The organism is Rhodococcus sp. NPDC054953 (genome assembly GCF_053609225.1).
On record NZ_JBSGXD010000013.1, the window covers coordinates 63385 to 78171 of the forward strand.

The 14787-nt window shown below is 72.7% G+C and carries 10 protein-coding genes; 4 read left to right on the forward strand and 6 right to left on the reverse strand.

The window, feature by feature from the left end; translation table 11 throughout:
• Positions 1-20: 20 nt before the first annotated feature.
• Genes murJ through ACWF62_RS11320 form a run of 3 tightly spaced genes read right to left on the reverse strand, consistent with a single transcriptional unit; the run spans position 21 to position 7218 of the window.
• A complete protein-coding gene (murJ, locus tag ACWF62_RS11310; RefSeq protein ID WP_452630092.1) occupies positions 21-4223 on the reverse strand; it encodes a murein biosynthesis integral membrane protein MurJ in 4203 nt (1400 codons plus the stop codon).
• Positions 4220-6577 carry a glycoprotein gene (locus ACWF62_RS11315; RefSeq protein WP_452630093.1) on the reverse strand — a complete coding sequence of 786 codons (2358 nt, stop codon included), beginning with the start codon at positions 6575-6577 and terminating at the stop codon, positions 4220-4222. Before ACWF62_RS11315 ends, murJ begins: the two co-directional genes overlap by 4 nt.
• Positions 6574-7218, reverse strand: coding sequence for an NUDIX hydrolase (locus tag ACWF62_RS11320; RefSeq protein WP_452630094.1), 645 nt, complete (start codon positions 7216-7218; stop codon positions 6574-6576). Before ACWF62_RS11320 ends, ACWF62_RS11315 begins: the two co-directional genes overlap by 4 nt.
• Before the next feature lie 60 nt (positions 7219-7278).
• Here ACWF62_RS11320 and ACWF62_RS11325 point away from each other — a divergent pair, with 60 nt between their 5' ends.
• A complete protein-coding gene (locus ACWF62_RS11325) occupies positions 7279-8724 on the forward strand; it encodes a CCA tRNA nucleotidyltransferase (RefSeq protein WP_452630095.1) in 1446 nt (481 codons plus the stop codon).
• Between the two features lie 88 nt (positions 8725-8812).
• Here the strand turns inward: ACWF62_RS11325 and ACWF62_RS11330 are convergent, their stop codons facing one another.
• Complete coding sequence (locus tag ACWF62_RS11330; protein WP_452630096.1) at positions 8813-10339, reverse strand: DUF4185 domain-containing protein; 1527 nt, start codon at positions 10337-10339, stop codon at positions 8813-8815.
• Between the two features lie 140 nt (positions 10340-10479).
• Here ACWF62_RS11330 and ACWF62_RS11335 point away from each other — a divergent pair, with 140 nt between their 5' ends.
• Complete coding sequence (locus ACWF62_RS11335) at positions 10480-10986, forward strand: hypothetical protein (RefSeq protein WP_378508664.1); 507 nt, start codon at positions 10480-10482, stop codon at positions 10984-10986.
• 13 nt (positions 10987-10999) lie between these two features.
• Here ACWF62_RS11335 and ACWF62_RS11340 read toward each other — a convergent pair whose 3' ends face one another.
• Complete coding sequence (locus ACWF62_RS11340) at positions 11000-12304, reverse strand: MFS transporter (protein WP_378569548.1); 1305 nt, start codon at positions 12302-12304, stop codon at positions 11000-11002.
• Entirely contained in the window at positions 12291-13259 is a 969-nt protein-coding gene (locus tag ACWF62_RS11345) for an NAD-dependent epimerase/dehydratase family protein (RefSeq protein WP_378569547.1), read from the reverse strand. Before ACWF62_RS11345 ends, ACWF62_RS11340 begins: the two co-directional genes overlap by 14 nt.
• Before the next feature lie 138 nt (positions 13260-13397).
• Here ACWF62_RS11345 and ACWF62_RS11350 point away from each other — a divergent pair, with 138 nt between their 5' ends.
• Entirely contained in the window at positions 13398-14132 is a 735-nt protein-coding gene (locus tag ACWF62_RS11350) for a TetR/AcrR family transcriptional regulator (protein ID WP_378569546.1), read from the forward strand.
• Positions 14133-14139: 7 nt separating this feature from the next.
• Positions 14140-14745 carry a YqgE/AlgH family protein gene (locus ACWF62_RS11355; protein ID WP_378508660.1) on the forward strand — a complete coding sequence of 202 codons (606 nt, stop codon included), beginning with the start codon at positions 14140-14142 and terminating at the stop codon, positions 14743-14745.
• Positions 14746-14787: the final 42 nt, after the last annotated feature.

Below are 14787 nucleotides of genomic sequence, written 5' to 3' on the forward strand. Positions count from 1 at the left end.
CCCCTTTGCGGGCGAAGTGTCTAACGAGTGGAGCTGAGTCCGATCTCCGCGATCGCGCTCTGGTTCTTCCCACCGTCCGTGCCGAGCTTGGTGATCCACACCAGCACCCGGCCGGTGCTGCCGTCCATCGTCACCGGAATGGTCGTCACCCCGCTGGTGAGCGTCCCCCGCCCGACCACCTGGGTCTGGTCGAGCGTCGGCCGATCGCTGGGCGCGGTCCGGATCTCGACCTGGGTCCCGACGCTCGGCGACGTGATCGTGACCTCGTTCAGCCGGGACGGCTCGTCGAGCGCGACGAGCAGACCGACCCCGTTCTTGAAGCTGGGGAACTGGTCGAAGTACGCGTCGGTGGTCCACTCGGTCGCCGGGTCGCCGTCCACCGCCAGTCCCGCCGACGTCGGATTGTCGGCCGACCCCTGTGGGGAGAACACCGTCGCGCCCGCCGGGACCACCGGCAGCGGTGCCGCCGGAGCAGGCGCGGGCACGGCGGGTGCCTCCGTCGCTGGCGCCTCCGCACCCGTGGTGAGACCGATGTTCTGCTCGGTGAGCGGCTCGTCGGAGCTGCCGCCTGCCAACAGGTTCGTCAGCCACCAGACGGCGAGCGCCACCACGATCACGGTGAGCACACCGAGGGTGGACAGCGCGATCATCATCCGGTTGCCGCGCGCCTTCGCGACCTCGGCGGTCTCCTCCTCGGACAGCGCGTGCCCGCTCGTCCCCGCTGGGCGCTGCCCGAGCCGCAGCGCGGGCATCATGTCGGTCTGCTGATCGACCACGGACGCCTGGTCCAGCACGTGCTGGACGGTCGCGGCGGTGCGGATGCCGCCGTCGGTCTCCATCGCGCGCACCGCGACCGCGGAAATCTCGAACGGCACCTCCGACCGCACCGCGCGCGGCTCCACCGGCTGCCCGTCACCGCCCCGATCGGCGAGCTTCATGCCACCGACGGTGTTGGCGGGCCGCGCGTCGGGCGCGGCGGGCGGGGTGCCCGACTCGGGGGCCGGGGCCGGCTCGCCGAGCGGCCAGCGCGCCGTGATCAGCGCGTACAGCATGGCGCCGAGCCCGCGCACGTCGGACGGGGCGTCCGCGTCGGAGAGGGTTGCGGGGAAGGCGAGGACCGCGTTCCCGTCGACCGAGATCCGCACCCGGTCCGGGTGGTCGATGGACAGCGCGCCCCCGCCGCGGTGCGCGGCCTCGGCCGCGGCGGCCAGCGCCCGAATGGCGCGGGCGGCGCCGATCGGGGACGGCGTCGTGTCGGCCATCTCGCGCAGCGACCGGCCCGGGGTCCATTCGGCGACGACGATGCCGCCGGAGCTGCCGCGGACCACGTCGAGGACCCGGGCCAGGCCGGGCGAGTTGATCCGGCCCAGGCGCAGGGTGCGGGAGAGCACGGCCTGCGGGCCCTCGGTGTCGGACAGGTCCGCGGAGGCGCGCTGCTCCGCGTCAACGAAGGTCAACGCGACCTCACGGTCGAGCTTGGTGTCGTGCGCCTGCCAGAACTTCAGGCCGCGGGCGCCGCCGTGCGGGGCGAGCAGGCGGTATCGGCCGCCAGCGACCGATGCACCGGCGATCAGCTGCGGGCCGCGGGGGGCCCGGCGGCGGGGCGCCCCGGTGCCGTCACCGATCCGGATCGGGGGCAGCTGCGGCGACCCGATCGGGATGACGCCGGTGTCGACCGTGAGGTCCCGCTCGGGGCGGACGATCCGGCCGTCGGCGGTGCGCTTGTCCGCCGGGCGCTTCGGTGCCTCGGCCGCAGGCTGCGGGCCCGGGCGGGTGCTGTCGGCGGGACGGCTGGACTCCGAGTCGGATGCGCGAGGTGTCGGCGTGGACGCCTCCACCGTGGAACTGCCGGACTGGCCGCCGGCAACACTTTCGTCGCTCACCCTCGCTCCTTCGTGCAGCTCGTCGGAATCACCCGTGGTCGGCGCCCCGGTACGTCGGGCACCAGGGTACGGGAGTTGTGTGCCGCCGCCGCGTTCTACCAGAGGACCCCCGATCACGGGGAGCAGTTCGGTGTCGGCCTCGTAGATCGACACCGAGTCCAGGGTCGCCCTCCGTGGCGCCGCGGCGGGGGTGGTCTGCTGCGCCGGCGGCTCGGTGTCCGCCTGGCCCGAGCCCCGACGGAGGACCCGGTTCACCAGCCGGGTCACCGCGACCGTCCCCGCGACAACCTCGGGGACGCCGGCGAACCGCAGCAGCGTGAACGTGACCCCGAGCATCAGGATCGCGCAGGCCCCGACCTGGATGAACGCGCCGGGCCCGCCGAACCGGTCCCCGAGTCGGTCGAGGCCGAGGACCTCCTCGGCGGCGAGCATCGCGATCCCGCCCGCCATCGAGGCGACGACCACCAGCACCACGGTCTTGCCGACGTTCGCCATCCGCAGCGACCCGAGGCTGCGGCGCAGCAGGACGGCGCCGATCACCGCGCCCGCGGTGAACCCGAGTCCGTTCGCGACGCCGAGCAGGCTGACGACCTGCTGGTCGTCGGTCGCGATGCTGGGCGCGAGCAGGGACAGCACGACCTTCACCCCGGTGATACCCAGGATGATCCAGGTCGGGGTCCAGGCCTGCTCGCGGGCGTAGAACACCCGCAGATGGATCAGCACCAACGCGTACGGGATCAGGGTGAACGCCGACCAGCTGACGGCGTGGCCGAGGCGTTCGGCGTCGTCGGCGCCGAAATTGCCGTAGCCGAACAGCGCGTGGCCCACCTGTGGGCCCGCGAAGGTCAGGAAGGCGACCATCGGGACCAGCGCCACCATCGTCAGCCGGGTCGCCACCGACAGGTCGTCGACGACGGCGGGGATGTCCTCGTCGGCAGCGTTGCGACTCAGCCGCGGCATGATCGCGGTGAGCACGGTGACGCCAAGGATGCCGTACGGCAGCTGCAGCAGGATCCACGCCTGCTGGTAGATGACCGGGCCTGCGGCGTCGACGTCGGCGGCGACCCGGGTGCCGATCATCAGGCCGATCTGGCTGATCAGCACGTACAGCACGATCGCAACGCCCATGCCGGCGAACATCTTCAGCCGGTTGTCGATCCCCCAGAGGGGGCGCAGGCTGATGCCCTGCCTGCGAATCGCGGGCAGCAGCGTCAGCACCTGCACCACGACGCCGAGGGTGAAGCCGAGACCGAGGACCAGGAGCCGGACGGTGGTCACCTCGTCGCCGCCGGGCAGCAGCCAGTACACCGCGAGGACGACCAGCACGGTCACGTTGTTCAGCACCGGAGCCCAGGCACCCGGCTTGAACACCTGCCTGGTGTTGAGGATCGCGGTGAGCAGCGCGGACAGGCCGTAGAACAGGATCGCCGGGAGCAGCAGGTACGCGAAATGGGTGGCGAGCTGCTCGTCGACCTTGCCGTGCTCGGGCAGGAACAGCCGGGTTAGCAGCGGCGCCGCGAGCACCGCGGCGACGGTCACCGTGCCGAGCGTCGCGACGGACAGCGTGAACAGCCTGCGGACGAACGCCGCGCCGTGGTCGTCGTCCTCCTTCTCCGCCCGCACCAGCACCGGCACCACGATCGCGGTCAGCACCGCGCCGAGCACCAGCTCGGAGATCATGTTCGGCATTGTGAACGCGACCGTGAACGAGCTGGCCGCGGCGGCGCCGAGGGTGGTGAGCAGCAGCACCTGCTTGAGGAAGCCGGTGATCCGGCTGACGAGCGTCGCGATCGCGATGGACCCGGTCGACGCGATCAGCCCGGAGTTCGAGTTGTCCGGCCCGTCCTGGTCGTCGGGGGCGTCGGGGTCCGCGATCGGTTGGGGCGCGGTCGCGACCGCACCGGCCGGGCGGGGTGCGGCGGGCGCAGCGACCTGCGGCGCGGGCTCGACCCGCCGCGGCTCCGCCCGCGTCGGCTGCGGGACGCCGGCGCCGGCGGGCGGCGCGGGCCGCTGCGGGGGGGCCTGCTGCGGAGGCGGCTGCTGGGGATACGGCTGCGGCGGATACGGCCGGGGCTGGTGGGGCTGGTTGGGCTGCTGGGGCCGGGGCGGATACGGCCGGGCCTGCTGCGGCGGGTGGGGCCGCGGCACGGGCCCGGTGGGTGGTTGGCGCCGCGGATCCGGCGGCGGGCCGGCCGGGTGCCGCTCCCACGGGGCGACCCCGGATGGACCTGCCTCGCGGGCGGGCCGCGCCGGGTGGGGATGCTGGTCGCGTCCGGGTTCGGCCGGTTGCCGCGCCTGCTCCGGGCCGCCGCCCGGTGGTCGTCGCGTGCTACCCGTCATGGCCCCTCGTACCCTTCGTCCGCCGGGTCCGGCTGACCCCGGAATCGGTGCCAGAGCCGCCGTCCGGCAAGCAACAACAGTAGTGCGCCCGCGCAGCCGGTGATGATCGCCAACAACTTGCCGTACGAGTTCGACCGGACCGACACCGACGTCGGCTCGCCGAGCTCGCGTCCGGTCACGGTGGTCAGCGCGACGTCGACCACCATCTTGCCGGTCTCGGTCACCTGCGCCGGAACCTGCAGGGCGCGGCTGCCGCGCGCGGGCAGCTGCTGATCGCCGATATCGGTGATCGTCATGCCGTCCGGGGCCGACAGCCGCAGCCGGACGGTGATTCCCACCGGCAGGTCGTTGCGGGCGACGAACAGCAGCGGACTCTGCTCCGACGCGAGGGTGTACGCGCCGCCCGGCGCCAGCACCGTCACCGATCCGTACACCCGGTCCAGGGCCGACCGCACCTGCGCGACGCGTTGCTCCGCGGTCGCCGTCGCGATGCTCCGGTCGCTGTCGCGGCGACCCGAGGTGCTCATCGCCCGCAGCAGGTCCGCCTCGAGCGGTCCGGTGAACCCGTCCGGGGTCAACGTCGACTGCGGGTCATAGACCAGCGTCTCGGTCAGCGCGTCGATCTCGGGCGCGGACGCCGCCGCGGCGTCGGCGACCGTGGCGGGCGCCCCATCCTTGACCGCCTGGTCCGGGTAGGTCAGGCGCAGCGGCGGCGGCGACGCGGGATGGTCGAGGATCTCCGGCACCGAACGGGGCACCGCCAACCCGGACCGCAGCATCGTCGACGTGACGGACAGCACCGCGCGGGCCTCGTCGCCGTCGGGTGTCCACTGCTGCGGCGGCACCAGCAGCAGCGATCGCGGTGCCGCGTCGGCCATCCGGGCGCCGGTGCTCCGCGCGGTGAGCGCCTCCCAGGTCATCGCGCCGATGGCGTCCTGCAGGCGGGCGGTGCGGGAATCCTCGGTCAGGTCGTAGCGTGCGGCGTCGGGGGTGAACGTCGGGGTCTGCGGGGTCGCACCGACCGCGGCGAGGGCGGTCGCGGCGGACACGTCGAACAGCGCCGCGTACAGCGGGTCGCCGTTGTTGCCGCCGTCGAGGGGCACCTTGGGTTGCCCGGTCGCATCCGGGACGGTGTTCGCCGCGAGCAGCGCCGTCGGCCCGAGGCCGGACAGTTCCGCCGCGGCCGCCGGGTCGAGGACGCCGGAGTCCGGCCAGGTCAGGCCGCGGACGGAGGTCACCCCGAGGAGGCCGTCGACGAGGTCGGCAGGCCGGGAGAGTGCGCGCGCGGTGAGCGTCGCATCGCCGACCCGGTGCAGCGCGGTCAGGTCGGTCTGCGCGTACGGCAGCGCGGTCACGCACATCCGGGACGCCAACTGCCGGAGCGTGCCCAGCCATTCGGTCGCCGCGGCCTGCCCGGTGCCCTCGCGGGCCGGGCCGGTCGGGTCCGCCGGATCGTCGACGACGAGATAGCCGCGGGACATCGCGTCGACCGTGACCAGCAGATCCGGGTCGACCGCCAGGCACATGCTCTGCCGCAGCCGCTGATCCCGGTCCAGGTCGTCGCCGGTCGCGAAGTCGGCGGCCGCGACGAGCTGCTCGAGCCTGCCGCCCTGGGCCAGCGACGCGGCCAATTCGTCGTCCACCAGTCGCGGCTTCTCGTCCGCGGACCCGGTGATCCCGGCCGCCAGCCGGGGTCGGTCCGCGAGCGGCCACATCAACGTCACCGCGACCGGGTCCGACGTCGACGGCGGCACCGGCCCCGCGTCCGAGTCGGACACCGTCGGGTCGCGCGGCACCCCGAGGACCGGCAGCAGGAAGCGGGCGTCGTCGAGGCGGGCGGTGCCGCCGTACTCGGGGGTGCCGTTGACGTTCACCAGCAGCGGATACACGCCGGGTTCGTCGATGTTCAGCGATGCTGACTCGGTGGACCGCAGCGGCAGCGCGACGGTGAAACCGGCGGACTGCCCGACGTCGAGCCGGTCCCGGATCCGGGTGAACGGCCCGACGGTGTCGAAGTCGTCCTGTCCCGCGGTGAGCACCGTGCGCAGGGCGGTGGGCGTCGCCACCATCGGGCCGCGTTGCAGCCGCATCTGAAGATCGGAGACGGCGCGGTCGCCGACGTTCCTGACGGTGCCGGTCACCGTCACGGTCGGCACGCTGGACGTGGTCACCGTGCCCGGGGTGACGGAGTCGACCGACAGCGACACGAACTGCTGCGACTGGTCGGCGCGTTGAGTGTGGTCCGCTGCGGTGCCGGCCGGGGCCGCGCCCGCGAGGGCGGGGTGCCCGAGCGGGGCGGCGAGAGCCAGTGCTGTCAGGGTGGTCGCGGCAAGCCGTCGTAGAGCCGTCCTCATCCGTTCTCTCGGGTCCTGTCACCGTCGGGGGTCCGCCGGATGTCCTGCCCGGAGGTCATCCGGTCGATCAGTTCGCCCGCGACCTCCGCGAGACGACGCTCGTCGGCGTACGCGAGCCGCGAGCCGAGCTCCGTCAACGGCACCCACGCCACCTCGGTCACCTCGACGTCCTCGTCGGACAGTTCCCCGCCCTGGAACCGCAGCAGGTAGTGGTGCACGGTCTTGTGGACACGCCTGCCCTCGGTGACGAACCAGTAGTCGATGCTGCCGAGCGATGCGAGGACGCTGCCGCGGATGCCGGTCTCCTCCGCCACCTCCCGGATCGCGGTCTGCTCCGCCGTCTCCCCCGCCTCGATGTGCCCCTTCGGCAGCGACCACAGCAGCCGGCCGCGGCGGTCGGTGCGACCGATCAGCGCCGCGCACTGCAGCTCACGGGGACCGTCGAGGCCGTCGACGACGAGCCCACCTGCGGAGGTCTCCCGCACCGTCCGCATCCGCGCGTTGGTGCGGTCGCCGTGCCCACCGCGACGCCGCGGGTTGCGGCGGCTGCGGTTCGCGCGTTCGGCTGGAGACACCCAATCGATACTAGTTGTCACCCGACAGTGGTCCCGAATCCCACACCGCGCGGGCGGCGGCGGCATTCGCCGTCCACGGTCGGCGGGCTCCGAAGGCGGCGCCGCGGGTCGGTAAGCTGCACAGTCGTGGTTTCCCCGACTCCCGACGCCGACCGACGCGCACGCCTGCTCGCCTCCGCGACCGTGACCCTGCGCGGCCTCTCGGACGTGCTCACCCCCCTCGGCGCCCGGTTCGCCGCCGCCGGGCACGAGCTGTACCTGGTCGGCGGCAGCGTGCGGGACGCGGTCCTCGGCAGGCTCGGCACCGATCTCGACTTCACCACCGACGCCCGCCCCGAGCAGGTGCAGGCCCTGCTCAAGGGCTGGGCCGACAACCAGTGGGACACCGGCATCGCGTTCGGGACGGTCAGCGCGGCCAAGGGCGACCAGCAGATCGAGATCACCACCTACCGCACCGACGCCTACGACGGCGTCACCCGGAACCCCGAGGTGGTGTACGGCACCAGCCTCGGGGAGGACCTGGTGCGCCGCGACTTCACCGTCAACGCGATGGCCGTGCGGATCGGCGCCGACGGCGAGCAGGAGTTCGTCGACCCGCTGCACGGGATGGACGCGCTGCTCGCCGGCCTGCTGGACACCCCCGCGGCGCCGGAGGTCTCGTTCAACGACGACCCGCTGCGGATGCTGCGGGCCGCCCGGTTCGTCTCCCAGCTCGGATTCACCCTCGCCCCCCGGGTGCACGACGCGATCGTGGCGATGGCCGGGCAGATCGACCGGATCACCGCCGAGCGGGTCCGCGCCGAACTCGACAAGCTGATCCTCGGCGAGTATCCGGGCGACGGCATCGAGGTGATGTGCACGACCGGGCTCGCGGCGCGGGTGCTGCCGGAGATCCCGGCACTGACCCTGGAGATCGACGAGCACCACCAGCACAAGGACGTCTACCAGCATTCGCTGACCGTGCTGCAGCAGGCGATCGACCTCGAGGACGGCGACCCGGACCTGGTGCTGCGCTGGGCGGCGATCCTGCACGACATCGGCAAGCCGGACACCAAGCGCAACGAGGCGGGCGGCGGCGTCAGCTTCCACCACCACGAGGTGGTCGGCGCGAAGATGGTCCGCAAGCGGATGCGGGCGCTGAAGTATTCCAAGCAGATGATCGAGGACGTGTCCCGGCTGGTGTTCCTGCACCTGCGGTTCCACGGCTACGGGGACGGTCAGTGGACCGACTCGGCGGTCCGCCGCTACGTCACCGACGCCGGCGACCTGCTGCCGCAGCTGAACAAGCTGGTCCGCGCCGACTGCACCACCCGCAACAAGCGGCGGGCCGCGCGGCTGCGCGCCAACTACGACGACCTCGAGGGCCGGATCGCCCGGCTCGCCGAGCAGGAGGACCTGGCGCGGGTGCGCCCCGACCTCGACGGCAACGCGATCATGACCCTGCTCGGCCTGAAGCCGGGTCGCGAGGTCGGCGAGGCGTGGACGTTCCTCAAGGAGTTGCGCCTGGACCGCGGCCCCCTGTCCCGCGAGGAGGCCGAGGCCGAGCTGCTGAAGTGGTGGAGTATGCGCTGACGCGCCCGTGCAGAGAGGCGGCTCCGCTGCGCTTCGCGCCCGTGCGTGACTTTTACCCCAGTAGGGGTGAAAATCACGCACAGTTCCACTATTTCAGTGTCGCGCGCATGAGGTAGACGTTGTAGCTGTCCCACTCGGACATCGTGAAGTACAGGTCGTGTTCGGTGGACCACGGGTGGATAAACCCGCCGTAGAGGGCCGGATAGTCGGCGGACCGGACGACGGGGACGCCCTCGGTCCAGCTGCCCTGCGGGCTGGACGCCTGGCGTAGCACGATCGCCCCGGCGAGGGTGTCGAGGTAGCTCATCTGCCACAGGTCGCGGGTCTCGTCGTACCGCACCGACAGCTCGGCCGCGGTGTCGTGCAGGATCGGCGTCGGCCACGCCTCCCCGACCGGCGTCCACTGCCCGTCCACCCAGTACTGGTACGCGGTCTTGTTGAGCACCTGGGCCTTCGGGACGCGCGCGACGGCGACCGTGCCCATCCGCCCGTTCGGGGTGCCGAATAGGTAGACGTGCTCACCGGCCGGGACCATGCTCGCGACCTGGAAATTGTTGAGGCCGAAGATGTTTTCCCACCTGGCGTGCGGGTCCTTGGACCAGGTCTGGCCGTCGTCGTCCGAGTAGGCGATGCCGCCGTAGTTCGTGTACCACATCCCGGGAACCACGCTCCACCGTCGCACCGACATGTAGCTCATGTACTGCCGATCCCCCAACGCGAAACCGGAGGTGGGGATCGTGGTGGTCTCCCAATTCTTGATCTTCCTGCTGCCGAGCACCTCGGCGGCATGACAGCGGCTGTCCTGCACCATTGAGTCGATCGTTAGCCCGTCGGCAAGGTTCCGATCGGTGCTGTGCCCCAACACATTCGAGCGCCAGTCGGTGCCGTTCGCGCCGGGCGGCGCCCAGTCCTTGCCGAAGGTGTCTCCGAATACGATCGCCACCTCCCCCGGCTTGGATTCCCACATGATGCCGAGATCGGTGCCGTTCACCTGCCACCGCTTGTCGGTGCGGTTGATCGAGCCGGGCCCGGTCAGCTGCGCGACCAGGGAGGTGGAGTCGACGGTCGCTGCGGCGGGAGCCGGTGCCACCGGTGCCGGTTCGACCGGCGGCGACTGCGGATCGGGAGCGGGTGGAAGCGGTTGTGCCGGAACGGGAATCGGGATCGGAATGGGCTCCGGGTCGGGGCGGATCGAGAACCGCGGTACCGACGATCCGGACGATCCGGGGGTCGACCCGAACGACGACCCGGATGACCCCGCCGACCCGAAGGACGACCCGTCGGACTCGGGTGCCAGCTCGTCGGGTGCGGTGTCGGTGAGGTCCGGGCACGGGTCGGCGCAGGGGTCGGCGGGCAGCGGTGCCTGCGGGACCCGCGTCTGGTCCTGCGGCGGATCCGGCAGAGGTACCGGCACGAGCTGCGGCCACGGGTACCGGATGTCGATGTTGCCCACCGGGGCCGGGCCTCCCCCTGCCGACGCGGACGGGTCGAAACCCGTTTCGCCGCAGGCATTCGTCGGGGCATTCGGTCCCGCGACGGCGGCAGGCGTGGACAACAGCGGGCTTGTCGCGGCGAGCGTGAGCACCAACAGCGGTGCGCCGATGCGTCGATACATCGTGCCCCCTTCTCGATCCGGTGGCGTGACGAACGTGGATCGAATCTAACAGCGGTCGGTGCCCATCTCTCGGTTCGGCGACCGTTTGGTGGACGGCCGCGCGACGGAACCGGACCCGTCCGCCGCGCGTCGATATCGACATGGAGTTGGTGGAGTACGTGTTCGGGACCGGGGTCGGCGACCCGCACGCGTGGGTGTCGCCGGCGGACCTCGACCTCGGCCCACCGGGCGGACTCGACGCCGTCGCACTCGATTTCGACGGTGACGGGTGGCGTGACGACGCGCTGTGGGACCGCGACGGGGACGGCGTGGCCGAGTTCTCCGTCCTCGATGTCGGAACGGAGACGGCGCGGTACTTCACCGACCCGGGTGGGGCGGGGACGTGGGCGTCGGAAACCGGGTCACCGGACCTCCCCGCTCCCGCGGCGCGGACCCCCGCGGCGGCGGGCGCAGCACCGGACGACGGCGGGACCGACACCGGGATCGACACCGACGGTGACGGCCGGGTCGACGCGATGCTGATGACGTGGGGGCGGAGCACGGAGCTGCACATCGACACCGACGGCGACGGAGTGCTGGATCTGGTGCTGGCGGACACCGACGGCGACGGGCGCCTCGACACGCCGCCGACCGACTCCGCCGGGTGAGCTGGGGCGCCCGTCAGCGGCGGGCGTTGAGGGCCACCGCGGCGAGGCCGAGCGCGTACACCCCGGCACCGGCAACCGCGAGCGCCGGGGTGCGTCCGTCGGGGGCGACGACGGTCGCGGCGGCGGCGAGCGCGGCGAGGAACGCGACGTTGAAGACGGTGTCCTGCAGCGCGAACACCTGGCCGCGGCGGGTGTCGTCGATGTCGATCTGCATCGCCGCGTCACCGGTCAGCTTGACCGTCTGCCCGGCGAGCCCGAGCAGGAACGCGCCGACCAGCAGGGACCCCTGGGTCAGGGTCGCGATGAGCGTCGCCTGCACGACGAGCGCCGTCGACAGGCCGAGGACCACGGTGCGGGTGCGGCCGATCCACGGGATCAGCAGCGGCGTCGCGACCGCGGCGAGCAGCATCCCGCCAGCCGTTGCCCCGACCGCCACCCCGAAGCCAGCGAGCCCGGCGGGCAGTGCGGCCTCGGTGTCCGGGGCTCGCAGCACCAGCACCATGATCAGCGTGTCGATACCGAACACGATGCGGTGCGCGCCGATTCCGATCATGGCGGTGGTGACGCCGGGGGCCCGCCACACCGCGGTCGCGCCGACCCGCAGGCCCGCCGCGACCGCGCGGACCGCGGCGGTGCCCGGCACTGTCCCGGCGGCATCGGCTCCGGGACCGAGCCGGTGCGGTGCGAATCCGGCCGCGGCTGCTGCGCCGACGGCGGAGGCGAGGGCGGCGACGGCGACGGCGATGCCGGAGCCGCGGTCACCGGTGCCGAGCACGCCGATCACGGCGACGGCGGTGCCCGCGCCCGCCGCGGACACCCCGGAACCGACGGTGGCGAGCACCGAATTGGTGGATACCAGCCAGGATTCGCGCACCACGTGCGGCAGGGACGCGGACACCCCGGCCAGGACGAACCGGCTAACGCCGACGGCGGCGAGGGCGAGCAGCAGCACCGGGGCGTTCGGCGCACCGGACAGCAGGCACAGCGCCGCGGCGAGAATGAGGCTGCCGCGCAGCAGATTTGCCCACTGCAGCACCGCCCGCCGATCCCAGCGGTCGAGGAGCGCCCCGGCGAACGGGCCGATCACGGAGTACGGCAGCAGCAGGACCGCGAACCCGGCGGCGATGGCGAGGGGATCGGTGTGCCGTTCCGGGTTGAACAGGATCGCCCCGCCGAGGGCGGCCTGGAACATGCCGTCCCCGAACTGGCTGGCGAAGCGGACCGTGACCAGGCGACCGAGGTCGGGGGTGGCGCGGATCGTTGCCCGCAGTCGCCGGTGCGGGCGACCGGCGTCGTCCGGGTCGTCAGTGAGGCCCACCGCCGGACCCTACCGCGGCGGGTGCCGCGGCCCGGTCCCGCCACCAGGCGATCGTCGCGGCCGCGGCCTGCGGCAGCGGCGTCGGGGTCAGGGCGAGAAGGCGTTCGCTGCGCCGCGAGTCCAGCAGGAACGGACGTTCGAACTGGTACAGCATCTCCGCGAGCTCCCTGGTCGGTGGGTGCACCCGGCCGAGGCCCCGCAGCGCCCAGCCGGGAAGCACCCCGATCCGCGGGTTCGCGATCCCGGCGGCGTCCGCGAGGGCCTGCACCAGCTGCCGTTGCGTCACCGCGGGCCCGGTGGGCGCGTGCAGCACGCTGTTCCACAGCGCCGGGTCGTCGGCGGCAGCGATCATCGCGGCGGCGAGATCGGGGACGTAGGTGAACGCGTGCGGCACGTCCAACGCGCCCATCACCCGCACCCGCCTTCCCGCGAGCAGGGGTGCAACGACGCGCTCGCCGCCGTGCGCGGTGCGGACCCGCGGCCCGAAGAAGTCGGACGCGGCGACGCTGACGGTCGGGGTCGCAGACCGCTGGCGGGCCCGGAGTAGGTCGGCACGGATCCCGAGCTTGCCGGTGGTCGCGGTTCGCGGGGTGTCCTCGGTGATCGGCCCGTCGACCGGACCATACGAATAGAGGCTCTCCGGGAACACCACGACCGCGCCCGCGCGGCCCGCGGCAGCGAGGACCGCTGCCTCGGTGGCGGGCAGTTCGCGTCGCCAGGCGTCGGCGGCGTAGGCGGAGCCGTGCGCGGCGTGGAACACCGATGCCGCGCCGGTGAGGGCGTCGTCGATGGCGCCGGGCCGTGCGACGTCGACGCGGCGGCGCTCGATTGCGGGATGGTCGGGTCCGGATCCGGAGCGGGTCAGCAGCCGGACCCGGTCGCCGCGGTCCGCGAGTCGGGTCGCGACGGTCCAGCCGACCGGTCCGGCGCCGGTCACCACGTGCAGTGTCGACATGTCAGTTCTCCTCCGAGCTGCGACTTCACGGTGCGAGAGCACCGCTCTCGTTTTCAGCATGCACCGACACCGCGGATCGAGTCAAGAGCACCGCTCTCTAAAGTTGACAGTGCTCGCGGCGGGGGTGAGGCTGGGGAGGTGACCGCAACCCCGCGCCAGCGTGCCCGCGAACGGACCCTCGCCGACATCACCCGCATCGGACGTCAGCACCTCGCCCGCGACGGCGCGGCGGCCCTGTCGCTGCGGGCCGTCGCCCGCGATCTCGGCGTCGTGTCGTCCGCGGTCTACCGGTACGTGGCGAGTCGGGACGAGTTGCTGACACTGCTGGTCGTCGAGTGCTACACCGAGCTCGGGGACGCCGTCGACGCCGCGGTCGGCGGCGTGGACCACGGCGACCCGGCGGCCCGGTGGCGGGCGCTGGGTCACGCGGTCCGGGACTGGGCGCTGCGGGAACCGGCGAGCTATGCCCTGCTGTACGGGACGCCGGTCCCCGGCTACCGCGCGCCCGCGGAACGGACCACCGGGCCGGGCATCCGCGTCGCGGTCGCCCTGGTCCGGATCGTCGACGACGCGCACCGCCGGGGACTGCTGCGAGAGATCCCCGACCCGGCGCCGGGGCGACATCTGCACGAGGACGCCGCGCGGATCCGCGCGCAGGTGTCCGGCGACCTGCCCGACGAGGCGCTGCTGCGGGGGGTGCTGATGTGGGCATCGCTGTTCGGGACGGTGGGTTTCGAGGTGTTCGGCCAGTACGGCGCGGACACGTTCACCGACCCCCAGGCGCTGTTCGACCACCACCTGGACGTGCTGGCCGAGACCGTCGGGCTGGAGCGCCCGCGCGTGGGGCCCGAGTCGGCCACCGCGGTGCAATGATTGTCCGGTGGAACCCGCTGACGACCCCGACGACCGCACGGCCCCGACGGAACCCGTGGTCCGACCGGGAAGTCTGCTGGTGTCCGCCACCGCACTCACCGAACCCACCTTCCGGCGCACGGTCGTCTACATGATCGAGCACAACGACGCGGGCAGCCTCGGTGTCGTCCTCAACCGGCCCAGCGACGCCGCGGTGCACACGGTGCTGCCGCAGTGGGCCCAACTGTGTGCCCGGCCGAAGGCATTGCACGTCGGGGGTCCGGTCAAACTCGACTCCGCGCTGTGCCTGGCGACCCTGCGGACCGGGGTGAACATCGACGGCGTCCCCGGCCTGCGCCGCGTTCACGGCCGGGTCGTGATGGTCGACCTCGATAGCGACCCGGACCAGGTGGGACCGCACATCGAGGGGGTACGGGTGTTCGCGGGCTATGCCGGCTGGACGATGGGTCAGCTCGACGGGGAACTGCAACGCGACGACTGGATGGTGGTCTCGGCGCTGCCGTCCGATGTGATCGGCCCGCCGCGCGTCGACCTGTGGGCACAGGTGCTGCGCCGGCAACCGTTGCCGGTGTCGCTGCTCGCCACTCATCCGATCGAGATCGACCGCAATTAGGTGACACGGAGGTCCTGCCGAACACCGCCCACCCCGATACCG